The 14,961-nt window shown below is 72.5% G+C and carries 16 protein-coding genes; 7 read left to right on the forward strand and 9 right to left on the reverse strand.

Going from position 1 to position 14,961, the window contains the following annotated elements; all coding sequences use genetic code 11:
- Window positions 1–99: 99 nt before the first annotated feature.
- Entirely contained in the window at window positions 100–1,002 is a 903-nt protein-coding gene (locus C8E87_RS26385; RefSeq protein ID WP_133875576.1) for a sigma-70 family RNA polymerase sigma factor, read from the forward strand.
- A gap of 86 nt (window positions 1,003–1,088) precedes the next feature.
- Here C8E87_RS26385 and C8E87_RS26390 read toward each other — a convergent pair whose 3' ends face one another.
- From C8E87_RS26390 to C8E87_RS26425, 8 genes are all read right to left on the reverse strand, one after another.
- A complete protein-coding gene (locus tag C8E87_RS26390) occupies window positions 1,089–1,877 on the reverse strand; it encodes an urease accessory protein UreD (RefSeq protein WP_133875577.1) in 789 nt (262 codons plus the stop codon).
- Window positions 1,874–2,623, reverse strand: coding sequence for an urease accessory protein UreG (gene ureG / locus C8E87_RS26395; RefSeq protein WP_307870596.1), 750 nt, complete (start codon window positions 2,621–2,623; stop codon window positions 1,874–1,876). The genes C8E87_RS26390 and ureG overlap by 4 nt, the downstream gene beginning before the upstream one ends.
- Complete coding sequence (locus C8E87_RS26400; RefSeq protein WP_133875578.1) at window positions 2,613–3,257, reverse strand: urease accessory protein UreF; 645 nt, start codon at window positions 3,255–3,257, stop codon at window positions 2,613–2,615. Before C8E87_RS26400 ends, ureG begins: the two co-directional genes overlap by 11 nt.
- A 1-nt stretch (window position 3,258) precedes the next feature.
- Window positions 3,259–4,977 (reverse strand): urease subunit alpha, encoded by a 1,719-nt coding sequence (locus C8E87_RS26405; protein ID WP_133875579.1) that lies wholly within the window; start codon window positions 4,975–4,977, stop codon window positions 3,259–3,261.
- Window positions 4,974–5,543 (reverse strand): urease subunit beta, encoded by a 570-nt coding sequence (locus C8E87_RS46995; protein WP_133875580.1) that lies wholly within the window; start codon window positions 5,541–5,543, stop codon window positions 4,974–4,976. The genes C8E87_RS26405 and C8E87_RS46995 overlap by 4 nt, the downstream gene beginning before the upstream one ends.
- Window positions 5,540–5,842: an urease subunit gamma gene (locus C8E87_RS26415; protein ID WP_133875581.1), complete on the reverse strand. Its 303-nt coding sequence runs from the start codon at window positions 5,840–5,842 to the stop codon at window positions 5,540–5,542. Before C8E87_RS26415 ends, C8E87_RS46995 begins: the two co-directional genes overlap by 4 nt.
- A 117-nt stretch (window positions 5,843–5,959) precedes the next feature.
- Window positions 5,960–6,340 (reverse strand): RidA family protein, encoded by a 381-nt coding sequence (locus C8E87_RS26420; RefSeq protein WP_133875582.1) that lies wholly within the window; start codon window positions 6,338–6,340, stop codon window positions 5,960–5,962.
- A gap of 11 nt (window positions 6,341–6,351) precedes the next feature.
- Window positions 6,352–7,560, reverse strand: a complete 1,209-nt coding sequence (locus tag C8E87_RS26425; RefSeq protein WP_243755178.1) for an amidohydrolase family protein — start codon at window positions 7,558–7,560, stop codon at window positions 6,352–6,354.
- A gap of 27 nt (window positions 7,561–7,587) precedes the next feature.
- On the opposite strand from C8E87_RS26425, the gene C8E87_RS26430 reads away from it, so the two are divergent.
- The 4 genes from C8E87_RS26430 (at window position 7,588) to C8E87_RS26445 (ending at window position 11,641) form a co-directional block, all read left to right on the forward strand.
- The gene (locus C8E87_RS26430; protein WP_133875584.1) at window positions 7,588–9,132 is read left to right on the forward strand and encodes a beta-N-acetylhexosaminidase; all 1,545 of its coding nucleotides are present in this window, start codon (window positions 7,588–7,590) and stop codon (window positions 9,130–9,132) included.
- An 82-nt stretch (window positions 9,133–9,214) separates the two neighbouring features.
- Window positions 9,215–9,664, forward strand: a complete 450-nt coding sequence (locus tag C8E87_RS26435) for a hemerythrin domain-containing protein (protein WP_166661243.1) — start codon at window positions 9,215–9,217, stop codon at window positions 9,662–9,664.
- Window positions 9,651–10,838: an alanine racemase gene (locus C8E87_RS26440; protein ID WP_133875586.1), complete on the forward strand. Its 1,188-nt coding sequence runs from the start codon at window positions 9,651–9,653 to the stop codon at window positions 10,836–10,838. Before C8E87_RS26435 ends, C8E87_RS26440 begins: the two co-directional genes overlap by 14 nt.
- 26 nt (window positions 10,839–10,864) lie before the next feature.
- Entirely contained in the window at window positions 10,865–11,641 is a 777-nt protein-coding gene (locus C8E87_RS26445; RefSeq protein ID WP_133875587.1) for a 2-phosphosulfolactate phosphatase, read from the forward strand.
- 35 nt (window positions 11,642–11,676) lie between these two features.
- Here the strand turns inward: C8E87_RS26445 and C8E87_RS26450 are convergent, their stop codons facing one another.
- Window positions 11,677–12,687, reverse strand: coding sequence for an aldo/keto reductase (locus C8E87_RS26450; RefSeq protein ID WP_133875588.1), 1,011 nt, complete (start codon window positions 12,685–12,687; stop codon window positions 11,677–11,679).
- Between the two features lie 47 nt (window positions 12,688–12,734).
- Here C8E87_RS26450 and pdxR point away from each other — a divergent pair, with 47 nt between their 5' ends.
- Window positions 12,735–14,090, forward strand: coding sequence for a MocR-like pyridoxine biosynthesis transcription factor PdxR (gene pdxR / locus C8E87_RS26455; protein WP_133875589.1), 1,356 nt, complete (start codon window positions 12,735–12,737; stop codon window positions 14,088–14,090).
- 139 nt (window positions 14,091–14,229) lie between these two features.
- The gene (locus C8E87_RS26460; RefSeq protein WP_133875590.1) at window positions 14,230–14,928 is read left to right on the forward strand and encodes a hypothetical protein; all 699 of its coding nucleotides are present in this window, start codon (window positions 14,230–14,232) and stop codon (window positions 14,926–14,928) included.
- Window positions 14,929–14,961: the final 33 nt, after the last annotated feature.

Below are 14,961 nucleotides of genomic sequence, written 5' to 3' on the forward strand. Positions count from 1 at the left end.
AAAGCAACCGAGTTCGGCCGCCTTCGCACCTTTCGACGGCAAAAGTCTTCCTCATCAGCCGGTTTTCACTCAACCGGTAGTACGAGCGAGGAGGACTACGTGACCGACGCGACCGAACTCCCCGCCGCCATCGGCACCACCCACGACGCGCCGTCCGCGCGTGACATCGAGGACATGGTCCGCGAACACATGCCGATGGTTGGCCATCTGGTCCGGGAACTTCTGAACCGGGTACCGGGTCACGTCCATGCGGACGACCTGTCCTCGGCCGGCTTCGCCGCGCTGCTGGGGGCTGCCCGATCCTTCGACGTGACCCGGGGGATCCCGTTCCACCGCTTCGCCGCGGTACGCATCCGCGGTGCGCTCCTCGACGAGCTGCGCGGACAGGACTGGGCCAGCCGATCGGTGCGCGCCCGGGCCCGCAAGAGCGCGGCCGCCCGCCAGGAGCTCACCGCGGCTCTGGGTCGCACACCCACCGACGCCGAGGTGGCCGAGCTCCTCGGCATCGGCGTCGGCGAGCTGGCCACCGTCGAGGACGACGTGCAGAAGGCGGCCCTCCTGAGCCTGCAGGGCTTCCCCACGGGTGCGGCCGAGGAGATGGTGCCGGAGACGTCCGAGGGGCCGGAGGACCTGCTGCTCAAACGGGAACGCCTCGGCTATCTGCACCAGGCCGTCCAGGCGCTGCCCGAGCGGCTGCGCATGGTCGTCACCGAGTCGTTCCTGCAGGAGCAGCCCCTCAGCGACGTGGCGGCGCGACTGGGCGTGACCGAGTCGCGCATCTCCCAGCTGCGGACCGAGGCGCTGCAACTGCTGCGCGAAGGCCTCAACAGCTCGCTGGCGCCGGAACTGCTCACGGTGGCGGCCGGCGGACCCCGTACGCGGAAAGGTTGTATGCAGCGCCGCCGCTCGGAGTACTTCGCCCGGGTGGCCCAGCAGGGCAACCTGCACACCCGCCTGGCACTGACCGACGAACACGGGGTGCCGATCGCGGTAGCGGCTTGATCCACCCATAACAGAACGGGGGCGGCCGGGATGCCGCCCCCGTTCCCATGTCCGGCCCCTTGGCCCGACGGGCCGGGCGGGGGCGCTTATCCGACCGGTTGCGGAGAGGTATTGCCGAGCGGGCGCGGCCGGGGCTCGCTGGGCGGTCCGGGAGTGGCTTGCGGCCGGGGCTCGCAGAGGGGGTCGAGGGCGGCGCGGACTGTCCGGATGTCGGCGCCGACCGCGGTGGCCAATGACCCGGGGCCGGCCAGCGGCATCACGGCGAAATCGCCCGGCCCCGCGGCGGCGGGCAGGGCCGCGGGCGTCGAGACCAGGGTGCCGAGCGCGCGCCCGCCACCCAGCACCGCCGCCTCTGACCAGCCCGGGGCGGCCGGGCCGACGGACAGATCGTGGCGGTGGAGCGTGCGTCCCGCGTACCGGATGGTGGTGTTCTGGACGGCGTTGCCGCTGGGCTCGTTGTGGCGGCCGCAGACCAGGTCGTCGCGCCAGAGCAGCGAGCCGCCCGCGGCCACCTCGACGCGGGTGACGGTGCCGTGGTCGCAGCCCGCCGCGGCGATCAACGGCTCGGGCAGCCAGCGCAAGGACCCGCCGGGGGCGACGGTCGCGTTGATCAGGAACCGGGACGGCTGCAGGTGGGCTTGGCCGGGCAGGGCCAGCTGAGCCGCCACGCTGCGGATCTCCAAGGTCGCGCCCGGGCCGACCTCGATGTCGAGCCGCAGGTCGTCGCCGCGCAGCGGGCCGGCGCCGCCGCCGACGAGGTGGACCGTCGCCGGGCCGGTGCGGCGCAACAACAGGGGCGACTCGCTGCGCAGGACGGTCAGCCTGGTTCCGCCGAGCGTGTCCCGTTCGGCCACCACCCGGGCGAAGGCCCTCATGCCGCGGCGATCAGGCCACGGATCCAGTCCGCGACGGGCGCGGCGGTGCGGTCACCGACCAGCGACAGGAAGACGGTCGGCAACTCGCCGCGGCGGGCCTTGGCGTCGCTCTCCATCACCGCCAGGTCGGCGCCGACCATCGGGGCCAGGTCGGTCTTGTTGATCACCAGTAGGTCGGCGGTGGTGACGCCGGGGCCGCCCTTGCGCGGAACCTTGTCGCCGCCCGCCACGTCGACCACGAAGATCTGCTGGTCGATCAGGCCCTTGCTGAACGTGGCGGTCAGGTTGTCGCCGCCGCTCTCGACCAGCACGAGGTCGAGCGGGCCGAGCGTCGACTCGAGGTCCTCCACGGCGTCCAGGTTGGCCGAGATGTCGTCGCGGATCGCGGTGTGCGGGCAGCAGCCGGTCTCGACGGCCCGCACCCGGTCGGCCGGCAGCACGCCGTTGCGCAGCAGGAAGTCGGCGTCCTCGGTGGTGTAGATGTCGTTGGTGACCACGGCCAGGCGCAACTCGTCGCCGAGGGCCCGGCAGAGCGCGGCCACCAGCGCGGTCTTGCCCGAGCCGACCGGGCCGCCGATGCCGATCCGCAGTGCCCGGGGGCCACTGGTCAGGGGCTGATGCGGGTCGACGCCGGGATCGGGGTGGGTGTGCGGCACCTCGTCCGGGTCGTGCGTGTGCGGGGGGACGTAGCCGTCGGACGGGTGGGGAAGGGCCCCGCCGGCGACGGTGTGAGTTTCAGGATGCAAAGAGACGCACCTCCCAGGTGGCGTGGAGCTCGGCGCCGATGTCGAGCAGGGGTCCGCTCGCGGCCGGCAGATCGTCGACGGGCCGGTCGCAGTGCGCGGCGGCGCCGGCCGCGATCCGGTCGCATTCGGGGGCGAGGCGGGCCAGCAGCCCGTGCACCGCGTACGGGTCGAGACCGAGCAGCCGTACGCCGGCCGACGCCGCGCCGCTGACCGTGCCGTGAGCCGCCGCGACAGCCGCCTCTTCGGGGCCGAGCCCGCCCGCACCCGCGACCACGCCGAGCGCGACCGGCTGGTGCACCTCACGGCCGACGGGCGGCAGGCTCCACATGGCGCGGGCCGCACGCAGCAGTGCCCGGCCCTGAGCACGCGACGCTTTCCGGAGCGCGGGTGAGGGCGTACGGGAATCAAGCCCTTGATCCAGATCGGCCCACTCACCCGGCCGGGCGCAGGCCGCGGCCGCGAACGCCGCCGCCACCAGGCCCGCGGTGGCGAGCTTGCCCCGCAGGAAGCCGTCGAGCGAGCCGGAATCCCGCACGCGTCCGGCCGAGACCTGCGCCTCGAGCCCACCGGAGTGTGCATGCCCACCCGACGGCAGTCGCCCGTCGGCGAGCACAAGCAGCGTCGCCAGGCTCATGTCAGAAGAGGAAGTAGCGCTGGGCCATGGGGAGCTCGGTGACCGGGTCGGGGTCGATGATCTCGCCGTCGACGCGGACCTCGAACGTGTCGGGGGTGACCTCGATGTGGGGGAGGGCGTCGTTGCGGGGCATGTCGGCCTTGGTGACCGCGCGGGTGTTCTCGACCGGGGTGAAGGCCCGCTTGACGCCGATGCGGTCGGTCAGCAGGGCGTCGATGGCGGCCTCGGCCACGAAGGCCAGCGACGTCTGGGCCGGGACCACGCCCTTCGCGCCGAACATCGGGCGGGGCAGCATGGGTTGCGGGGTCGGGATCGAGGCGTTGGCGTCACCCATCTGGGCGTAGGCGATCATGCCGCCCTTGAGGACCAGCGCCGGGCGTACGCCGAAGAACGCCGGATCCCACAGCACCAGGTCGGCCAGTTTGCCGGGTTCGACCGAGCCGACCTGCGACGACATGCCGTGCGCGACCGCGGGGCAGATCGTGTACTTGGCGACGTAGCGCTTGGCCCTGTTGTTGTCGGCCGTCGTGTCCCCGGCCAGGGCGCCGCGGCGGGCCTTCATCACGTGGGCGGTCTGCCACGTGCGCATGATGACCTCGCCGACGCGGCCCATGGCCTGCGAGTCGGAGCCGATCATCGAGATCGCGCCGAGGTCGTGCAGCAGGTCCTCGGCGGCCATCGTGGACGGGCGGATGCGGCTCTCGGCGAAGGCCAGGTCCTCGGGCACGGCCGAGTTCAGGTGGTGGCAGACCATGAGCATGTCGAGGTGCTCGCTGAGGGTGTTGCGCGTGTACGGCCGGGTCGGGTTGGTCGACGACGGCAGCACGTTGGGCTGCCCGGCCACCGTGATGATGTCCGGCGCGTGGCCGCCGCCCGCGCCCTCGGTGTGATACGCGTGAATCGAGCGGCCGGCGATGGCCCGCAGGGTCTCCTCGACGAAACCGGCCTCGTTCAGCGTGTCGGTGTGAATGGCCACCTGTACGCCGGAGGCGTCCGCGACCTTGAGGCAGGCGTCGATCACGGCCGGGGTGGTGCCCCAGTCCTCGTGCAGCTTGAAGCCGCCGGCCCCGCCGCGCAGCTGCTCCCACATCGACTCGGCCGACATGGTGTTGCCCTTGCCGAGCAACAGGACGTTCACCGGGTACGCGTCGATCGCCTCGAGCATGCGGGCCAGGTGCCACGCGTTCGGGGTGACCGTGGTCGCCTTGGTGCCCTCGGCAGGCCCGGTGCCGCCACCGATGATCGTCGTGATGCCGGACGCGACGGCGGTGTCGAGGATGGTCGGGCTGATCAGGTGGACGTGGCTGTCGATCGCGCCCGCGGTAAGGATCTTGCCGTTGCCCGCGATCACCTCGGTGCCCGGGCCGATGACCAGGTCGGGGTGGACGCCGTCCATGGTGTCGGGGTTGCCGGCCTTGCCGATCGCCACGATCCGGCCGTCGCGGAGGCCGACGTCGGCCTTGACGATGCCCCAGTGGTCGAGCACCACCGCGCCGGTGATCACCGTGTCGGGGGTGCCCTCGGCGCGGGTGGCCCGGGACTGGCCCATCGACTCGCGGATGACTTTGCCGCCGCCGAACACGACCTCGTCACCGGGACGCGGGCCGGCGCTGCGGTCCTCCTCGACCTCGATGAGCAGGTTGGTGTCGGCCAGCCTGATCCTGTCCCCGACGGTGGGGCCGTAGAGGGCGGCGTAACGGCCGCGATCCAGGGTGGTCATCGCAGGCTTCCGTTCTCGGGCTGCGCCGGGCCGTCGTTCCGGGCGGTTTCGTGGTCGCCGGCTGCCTGCCGACCGTCCGCCGCCTGCTGTTCACCCGCTCGCGATCCGCCCGATGAATCGGATAAGTCGGATTTGTCGGGCGAGAGAGGGTTGAGGGGGAGGGAGGAGGCGGCGCCGGGGGGAACCGCGGTGGCGCCGGGGTCGGAAGGGGCGCCGCCCGCGAGGGGGGCGGCGGAGGGTGTGCCGTCGGTGGCGAGCTTGTCGAGGGGGCCGGCGGCCAGGGCGCGCAGGCCGGGGACCACGCGGGCGCCGGCCAGGGCGACGAGGGAGACGTCGCGGGGGATGCCGGGCTCGAAGCGTACGGATGTCCCGGCGGGGACGGCGAGGCGGTGGCCCCAGGCGGCCGCTCGGTCGAAGTCGAGGGCCTCGTTGGACTCGGCGAAGTGGAAGTGGGAGCCGACCTGCACGGGGCGGTCACCGGTGTTGCGTACGGTCAGAGTCAGCACCTCGCGACCCGGGTTGATCTCGATGTCGCCGTCGCCGAAGAGGATCTCGCCGGGGATCATGAGATCGGCCCGTGCACGGTGACGAGCTTGGTGCCATCCGGGAAGGTGGCCTCGACCTGCACCTCGGCCAGCATCTCGGGAACGCCGTCCATCACGTCGTCGCGGGTCAGCACGCGCCGCCCGGCGTCCATGAGCTCGGCCACCGTACGGCCGTCCCGGGCGCCCTCCAGCAGGAAAGCGGTGATGACGGCGGTCGCCTCGGGATGGTTGAGCTTGAGGCCACGCTCACGACGCCGTCGCGCCACGTCGGCCGCGACATGGATGAGCAGGCGTTCCTGCTCGTGCTGGCTGAGGAACAACGGACCTCCCGCGGGTTGCGCTTCGCGATGCTCGCAGCTCGACGTTTCGGACGTGTTACCCGTCGGGCGCCCTGAGACGATCAAAGCAGACTCGGGGCGCCACGCACGGAAGAACGATCAGGGTCCGGTGTAGAGAACCGCGTCGATCTCGATGTCGAAGCCGACCAGCGGCACCGGCAGGGTGGTGCGCACGGGAAGGTCGGGGCCCTTGATGTACTCCTGGTAGATCTCGTTCAGCTCGGCGAAGTCGTCGAAGTCGCGCAGGTAGACGCCGATGCGGACGGCCTGGTCGAGGCTGGACCCGGCGGCCTCGGCGACGGTGGCGAGGTTGCGGAACGCGGCGTGCGCCTGCTCGGCGAAGCTGCCGGTCACCATGGTGCCGTCGGGCAGCGCGGGCACCGAGCCGGCCAGGTAGATGAAGTCGCCGGCCACGACGGCATGCGAGTACGGGCCGCCGGCCGGGGCTGCCTTGCCGGCCTTGAGGGCGCGCTTGGGCATCTGCTGATCTCCTAAGAGGTGCGTGGGAACTGTTCTTCGAGGGCTTCGGGGCCGACCAGCGGGGTGCTGAGCAGGTCGCGCAGGGCCCGTTCACGGCCGGCCAGGGCGTCCCGCTGGCCGGCGGTGAGCGGCGACCACGGCGGGGGAGCGGCGGGCCAGGCGGGCGGGAGCAGGCGGCCGCCCACGTACGTGGCGACGTTGACGAGGCGTACGGGGGAAACACGGGTCTGACGGTGGGAATCGACGAGCTCCTGCTCCTCGGCGCGCACCTCGAACACGGCGAGATCGGCGGGCGAACCGGGCTCGAGAGCGCCCCCGGGCAGGCCCAGAGCGCGGGCCGGACGGGTGGTGACCATGTCGAGCACGTCGGGCAGGGGCACGCCGGCCGCGAGCACCTTGGCCATCGTGGTCGGCAGGTCGAAAACCGGGCCGTAGACCGAGCGGCAGTGCAGGTCGGTCGAGATCGTGTGCGGGGCCAGGCCGAGGTCGAGCTGGCGTTCCAGCACGTCGAAGGCGAAACCGCCCGAGCCGTGGCCCAGGTCGAGCAGCACACCCCGGTCGACGGCGGCGCGCACGGCCGGCCCGAGCGGCGACGCGATGCCGCTGGCGCTGTGCGTGACGATGTCGCCGGGACGCAGCAGGTCGAGCACCTCGTCGAGCGCGGGCGGAGCGGTGCCGATGTGGACCATCACAGGCACGCCGCACACCTCGCCGACGGCCAGGGCGCGGCGCAGCGGCTCGACCCCGTTGCCGCCGACGGTGTCGCGGTCGATGCGCACCTTGAGACCGCGTACGAGATCGCGGTTGCGCTGCACGGTGTCGACGGCGAGCGGGACGTCGCAGTTGCTCAGATCGCGGCTCTCGCCGGTGCGGGCGGCCAGGCCGGGGGCGGCGATGTTGAGCAGGGCGGGGATGCGTACGGCGGAAAGGGCGGCGGTGTGGCGCAGGGCGTCGAGTGAGTACGCGCCCGCGGAACCGGCGTCGACCCAGGTGGTGACGCCGGTGTGCCAGGCGATCGGGTCGGGGGAGACGGACCAGTAGCCGGGGCCGACGTGGGTGTGCAGGTCGATGAGGCCGGGGGTGATCAGCAGGCCGGAGACGTCGACGACGACGTGGGCGTCTCGGGGCAGGGAGGGGCCGGTCGCGGTGATGACTCCGGCGGTGACGGCCACGTCGAAGGGGTCGCCTCCGGCGAGAAGCAAGTCGTACGTCAAGGCCACCTCCCGGGCCGACACTATCTTGAGCTGATGAGTGTGCAGGGGCTGGTTCCTGAGCCGGTTTCGGTTGACGCGGCCGACGGCGAGTTCCGGCTGGGGGCGGACACCGAGGTCGACTGCCCGCCGGAATTGGGCGGGGTCGCGCAATGGCTCAGGCAAGCGCTGCGCCTGCCGTTGCCCGCGGGCAAGGGCGGGCTGCGGCTCCGGGTTGATCGGGGGCTCGCGAACGAGGCGTACGTGATGACGTGCGCGACCGGCGGGATGGAGATCGCGGGTGGGTCGGCGGCGGGGGTCTTCTACGGGTGCCAGACGCTGCGCCAGCTGTTGCCGCCGCGGGCGTTGCGCCGGGGTGGGCCGGCCGGCTGGGCGGTTCCCGCCGTCAGGATCGAGGACCGGCCCGCGTACGGGTGGCGCGGGGTGATGCTCGACGTCGCGCGCCACTTCATGCCGGTGGGCGATGTGCTGCGGTTCGTCGACCTGGCCGCCTTTCACAAGCTCAACGTGCTGCACCTGCACCTGACCGACGACCAGGGCTGGCGCCTGGAAGTGCCGGGCCGGCCGCGGCTCACCGAGGTCGGCGCTTGGCGGGCGCAGAGCATGCTGGGTGCGCGGCAGCACGACAGGTTCGACGGGCGGCCGCACGGCGGGTTCTACACGACCGGCGACCTGCGCGAGATCGTGGCGTACGCGCAGGAGCGGCACGTCCGGGTGGTGCCCGAGGTCGACATGCCGGGGCACATGCAGGCGGCCGTGGCGGCGTATCCGAGCCTGGGCAGCGGGCGGCACGAGGTCCGTACGAGCTGGGGCATCTCGCCCCACGTGCTCAACCTCGGGGAGGAGTCGCTGGCGTTCTGCCGGGCCGTGCTCGATCACCTCTGTGACGTGTTCCCGGGCGAGCTGATCGGCATCGGCGGCGACGAGTGCCCGGCCGACGAGTGGGACGACCCGGGGCTGCAGCCGTGGTTCACCGCGCTGATGGCCGAGCACCTGGCGAAGCGGGGGCGGCGGGTCTTCGGGTGGGACGAGATCCTGGAGGGCGGCGCTCCGGCCGGCGCCGTGGTGGCGGCCTGGCGGGGGCCGGAACCCACGCTGGTCGCGGCCCGGCTCGGGCATCAGGTGGTGTCGTGCCCGGACATCGCGGCCTACCTCGATTACCGGCAGTCGGACGACCCGGGTGAGCCGACCCCGGTGGGAACCCGGCTCACCCTGGCCGACGTGTACGGGTTCGACCCCGTGCCGGAGGGCCTGTCGGCGGCGGAACGCGAGCTGGTGCTGGGCGGGCAGGCGAACGTCTGGACCGAGCACATGGACTCGGCCCGCGCCGTCGACTATATGACGTACCCGCGGCTCAGCGCGTTCGCCGAGGCGGTGTGGGGGCGGAAGTCGTACGGGGAATTCCTGTCGCGCCTCCCGGATCACCTGGCCCGGCTGGACGCGCTCGGCGTGAACTACCGGCCGTTGAGCGGGCCTCGGCCGTGGGACGCGCGCCCGGACGCGCCCGGCAACCCGCGGACCCTGGCCGACCGGCGGGACGAGATGCGCGAGATGACCAAGCGCTTGCCATCGGGCGGGTGAGTCTGATGAGCTGCGGGGAGCGTCGCGTGCACCCGGCAAACAGGCCGCCGCGGGCATGGAGGCGTGGAACCATGGGAAGTCCGTGGACGACGGCTACACAGGTGAGACGGCGCGTTTTCGCGCGTACGGGAATCAGCTGATCGGCGCCCACCTGCGCCTGCGCGAGATGATCGACGACCTCTACGACGCCTTCGACGACGGTCGCGACGCGCACGACCTGCACGTGTACTGCATGACGCTGTGCGGGGCGGTCACCAGGCACCACACGGCCGAGGACGCGAACGTCTTCCCGCTGCTGAGCGCGCGGCACCCGGAGCTGGAGGCGTTCCTGCGCGGCCTCAAGAGTGACCACAACATGATCGCGAGCCTGCTGTTCCGGCTGCAGCGGTCGACCACTCGCGAGGAGCTGGACGCCGTCAGCGCCGTACTGGAAACACACTTCATCGGCGAGGAGAAGCGCCTCGTTTCGGTGCTCAACGCTCTGGAGCCGATGGGTGACCTGGGGATCGAGGTATTCGATGGACGTGCCTGAGGTGATCGTCGACTGGCGCAGCAAGGGCTTCTGGATCCCCGAGGGGTCGATCTCGGCCGCCGGCATCTCGGCCGACCTGTTCGGGGGACTGTTCACCTGGCCGCTGCTGGTGCTGCGGCGGGATGCCGCCGAGGCCAACATCGCGACCATGGCCGCCTACTGCCGCCGGCACGGGTGGGAGTTCGCGCCGCACGCCAAGACCACCATGGCGCCGGGCCTGCTCGCGCGGCAGATGGCGGCCGGGGCCTGGGGGCTGACCGTCGCCACCGCCAACCAGGCGCTCGTGCTGCGCCGGCTGGGCGTGCCGCGGGTGCTGATCGCCAACCAGGTGCTCGACCCGACCACGCTGCGGTGGCTGGCCGGGGAGACCGCGGCCGGGTGGGAGGTCTACTTCCAGGTCGACTCGGCCGAGGGGGCGAGGGCGGCGGCCGGGGCCGGCTCCTTGCGGGTGCTCGTCGAATTGGGGCACGAGAACGGGCGTACGGGGATCCGGTCGCCGGCCGGCGTGGAGGAAGTGGCCCGGGTCGTTGCCGAGGCGCCCGGCCTGGAGCTGGCGGGGCTCACCGCGTACGAGGGGCAGTTGAAGGACCAGCGTGAGGTGGACGACTTCCTCGACCGGGTGATGGCCGCTTTCGAACGCCTCCGCGCCGCGGGTCTGCTGCCGGAGCGCCCGATCCTGTCGGCCGGGGGCAGCGCGTGGTTCGACCGGGTCGTGGAGCGGGTCAAGGCCGTGGACGCCACGCTGGTGTTGCGCAGCGGCGCCTCGGTGACCCACGACGACGGCTTCTATCGTGAGCGCACGCCGTTCCTGCGGGTGCCGCAGGAGGGTCCGCTCGCCGCCGCGCTCGACATCTGGGCCCAGGTGATCTCGGCGCCCGAGCCGGGACTGGCACTGGCCGGCATGGGCAAGCGGGACGCGCCGTTCGACGAGGGGCTGCCGGCGCCGATGGAGATCCGGCGGGCCGACGGCACGTACGCGGCCACCACCGGCATCGAGGTGACCAAACTCAACGACCACCACACGTACCTGTCCACCGGCGACACCACCCTGACCCCGGGCGACCTCGTACGCTTCGGCATCTCCCACCCGTGCACGGCTTTCGACAAATGGCGGCACATTCCGGTGGTTGACGCCGACCGACGCGTGGTCGACGTGCTCGCCACCTACTTCTGACCCGCCGCCGCTGGCAGACTGCGGCCATGCAGGACATTTTCCGCGTTCGATTCGACTGGGGGCCGGTGGGCGCGGACGCGGTGGCGCCCGGCGCGGCGTACGTGGCCGTGGTCGACGTCCTCTCGTTCACCACCACGCTCACCGTCGCCGTCGGGCAGGGCATCAGCGTGCTGCCGTACCGGTGGCGCGACGACTCGGCGGTGGCGGTGGCCCGGCGGCACGGGGCGATGCTGGCGGTGCTGCGCTCCCAGGCCGGTCCCGGGCAGGTCACGCTCTCGCCCGAGAGCATCCTGCGCACCGACCTGGAGGCGGCGAAGATCGACCGGCTGGTGCTGCCGTCGCCCAACGGGTCGGCGATCTCGGTGCGGCTGGCCGACGCCGGTTGCACGGTGGTCGGGGTCTGCCTGCGCAACGCCGCGGCCGCCGCGGCCTGGGTGTGGGAGCGGGCGGGGGACAAGCCGATCGCCGTGGTGGCCGCCGGGGAACGGTGGCCGGACGGGTCGCTGCGCCCGGCCGTCGAGGACCTGTGGGGCGCGGGCGCGTTCCTGACCCGGCTGGCCGAGCTGGACGGCACGGAGGGGTTCTCACCGGAGGCCCTGGCGGCGCTGGCCGCGTACCGGGGGGTCGCCGACCGGATCGAGCTGGAACTGCCGGAATCGGCCAGCGGCCGGGAACTGCGGGCCAACGGTTTCGCCGGGGACGTCACGGTGGCCGGCGACATCGGCGCCAGCCCGGTCGTGCCGGTGCTGCGCGACGGCTGGTTCGTGCCCGGTGAGCCCTCGCTGGCGACGGAATCCATCTGACAGACCCCGCGCACGTCCGACGGGTAAGCCGTCGCCTACTCCGGGGCCGCGTCGTGCACGCTCCAGGCCAGGATGTCGTACGGGTAGGGCAGCGGCTCAACCGCGGTGACCTTGTCCAGTCTTTCCACCAGCGCCACGTCCAGGTCCCAGCCGACCGCGCCCAGATTGGCTTCCAGCTGCGCGAGATTACGAGCCCCGATGATCGGCGCCGTGACCGTCGGGCGTTGCAGCAGCCAGTTCAGCGCCACCTGCGCCGGTTCGCGTCCGGACTCCACCGCCACCGTCTGCAGTGTGTCCAGCACCCGCCAGGTGCGCTCGTTGTCGTAGACACTCCAGCGTTCGCCCCAGTTCTCGGCGTCCGCCATGCCGACCCGGCTGTCGGCCGGCACCGCCCCGCCCCGCGTGTAGCGCCCGGTCAGCCAGCCGCCCCGTAGCGGGCTCCACGGCAGCACCCCCAGCCCGGCATCGGCGGCGAGCGGGCCCTGTTCCCATTCGAACTCGCGGTCGAGCAGGTTGTAGCGCGCCTGAATGGCGGCGAACGGCTCCCATCCCCGCTTGTCGGCGACGCCGAGCGCCTTCTGGATCTGCCAGGCGGCCCAGTTGCTCACCGCCAGGTAGCGCACCTTCCCGCTGGTCACCAGCACGTCGAGGGTGCGCACCACCTCCTCGACCGGGGCTGCCGGGTCCCACCCGTGCACGTGGTAGAGGTCGATGTGGTCAGTGCCGAGCCGGCGCAGGCTGCCCTCCGCCGCGGCCAGCACGTGTTTGCGGCCCAGGCCCGCGCGGTTGCCCCCGGGACCCCACCGCACCTTCGTCGAGATGACCCAGTCGTCCCGGTCGTGGTGTTTGAGCCAGCGGCCCACGATCTGTTCGCTGCGTCCCGCCCCGTAGGCGTCGGAGGTGTCGAGGAACGTGCCCCCGGCCTCGGCGAACCGGTCCATCATGCGGTTACTGGTGTCCTCGTCGGCCTCGCGTCCGAAGGTCATCGCGCCGAGGCAGAGCTCACTGACGGCCAGCGATGTGCGGCCGAGAAATCGATAACGCATGCCGGTGACCCTACGGCCGGATCGGTCTGTGATTACTATCCATTTCCATGCCGGTTTCCCGTACCAATTTCGCCTGGGAGACGTTGCTGGAACTGCCCGGCAACGGGCCTCGGCACGTCGCGCTGGCCTCGGCGTTGCGGTCGGCTATCCGGTCGGGCCGGGTGCCGACGGGGGCCGCGCTGCCGCCGAGCCGGGTGCTGGCGCCGGCCCTGGGGTGCTCGCGGTGGGTCGTGACGCAGGCGTACGCGCAGCTCATGACCGAGGGCTATCTGGAGGGCCGGACCGGTTCGGCAACGCGGGTGCGCTTCTCGGCTGCCGACCAACCCCGCCACGATATATCGATAAGTCCGGACAAAAGGCTGATGGATCTCGCGCCGGGAACACCTGACCTGCGCTTCTTCCCGCGCCGCCAGTGGGCCGACGCCCTCGCGAAGGCCGCCTTGACCACGGATCTTGGCTATCCCCCACCCGCCGGCCAGGCCGAGCTGCGAAGGGTGCTCGCCGAGTATCTGGCCCGTTCGAGGGGAGCGGCCACCGACCCGTCCGCCGTGATCATCGGCAGCGGCATCCGGGACGCCGTGGGCCGCCTCTGCCGGGGCCTGTTCGCCGCCGGTCACCGCGAGATCGCCGTCGAGGATCCCGGCTGGGGCGCCCTGCGTGCGGTGGCGGCCGACGCGGGCCTGCGGCCACGCCCGGTTCCGGTCGACAGTGACGGCTTGCGGGTGGCTGAGCTTCCTTCCCCCGTACGGGCGGTGCTCCTCTCGCCGGCCCACCAGTTCCCGACCGGGGCCGTCCTGTCGCCGGCGCGCCGGTCCGCCCTGATCGACTGGGCCCGCGCGGTCGACGGCGTGATCGTCGAGGACGAGTACGACAGCGAGTTCCGCTACGACCGCAAGCCGGTGGGCTGCCTGCAGGGCCTGGACCCGGCGCGCGTGGTGCTCGTCGGCTCGGCCCACAAGACCCTGGCCCCGGCGATCGGGGTCGGCTGGGCCGTGGCGCCGGAACGGTGGCGTCCGGCCCTGGAGTCGGATCCGTCGGCGGCCGCGATCGACCAGGCGGCGTTCGCCGCCTTCGTGGCGGCCGGGCGCTACGACCGGCACCTGCACCGGGCCCGTCAGCGCTACCGTGCCCGCCGCGACCTGCTGATCGCCGAGCTGGCCCGGCAACTGCCCGGCTGCGCCACCCAGGGCGTGTCGGCCGGTCTGCACGTGGTCTGCTCGTGGCCCGGCCTCGACGAGCGCGCGGTGGCGGCGGCTGCCCGCTCGGCCGGCGTCGACGTGATGACCCTGGCCGACTACCGGGTCGCGCCCGGCCCGCCGGGGTTGGTGCTCGGTTACGGCAACATCAGCGACGCGGCGATTCCGCGGGCGGTCCGGGTTCTCGCGCACGCCCACCACGGGTAAGACGGCGCCCACCACCAGGGGATTCTACGGGCGGGACAGCAGTTGACCTTGTCCCCTCACCGAGGGATGGATCACGCCGGGTGACCGCCTTACGGTCCTTTGGACCTGATTTGTCACCGGAAGACCTCGGAGCCGCCCGATGTCCACGTTCCGCGCGACCGCCAACACCCCGCCCCGGGCCCGCGACCCGTACCCGGCGAGCCGGCCCCGGAGCGAGGAGGAGTCCTCGATCCCGGACGGCCCGACCGAGCAGATCGGCGAGCCGCGGCCGGGCAAGCGACGCAACTGGGGGCTCCTGGCTGCCGCCGCCCTGGCCCTGTTCGCCCTGAACCTTGCCGGGGTCGCGATCTTCGTGGCGTGGCGGGCTTCCCACCTGGCCAGGGCTGCCCTGCAGCAGCAACCACCCGCGGCGGCCGCGCCCCCGGCGCCGGACGAGGACTTCGACGTCTCGTACGCCCAGGAGCCGTTGCGAGTGCAGGTGGGCTGCTCGGCCGTCATCTTCATCGACCTCGACGAGCCCCGGTCCAACGCCGCCGACAAGGTCAGCGACCTGCGGTACGACAGCCGCTGCGGCGATCAGGCGCCCAGCCTGACGCTCGCGGCCGGCGCGGCGGGCGGCAGCCAGGTCAAGAGCACCGACATGGACGCGGCCGGGTGCGCGCGAGCGATCAGGACCAGCCCCCTGGGTCCTGGGGCAAGCGTTCCCGTACGCAAGGGCGCCGTCCTCTGCGTGCTCACGGCGGCCGCTCCGGCCCGCATGGTGCTCGTCGAGATCACCGACGTGGGCCGGACCGGAACTGCGGGTATGCGGGCGACGTCCTGGAAAGTAGCGGCCTGACGACGGTCGCGCCGGGCGTCCCTGACAGAATGC

The organism is Paractinoplanes brasiliensis (genome assembly GCF_004362215.1).
Taxonomy (GTDB): Bacteria; Actinomycetota; Actinomycetes; order Mycobacteriales; family Micromonosporaceae; genus Actinoplanes; species Actinoplanes brasiliensis.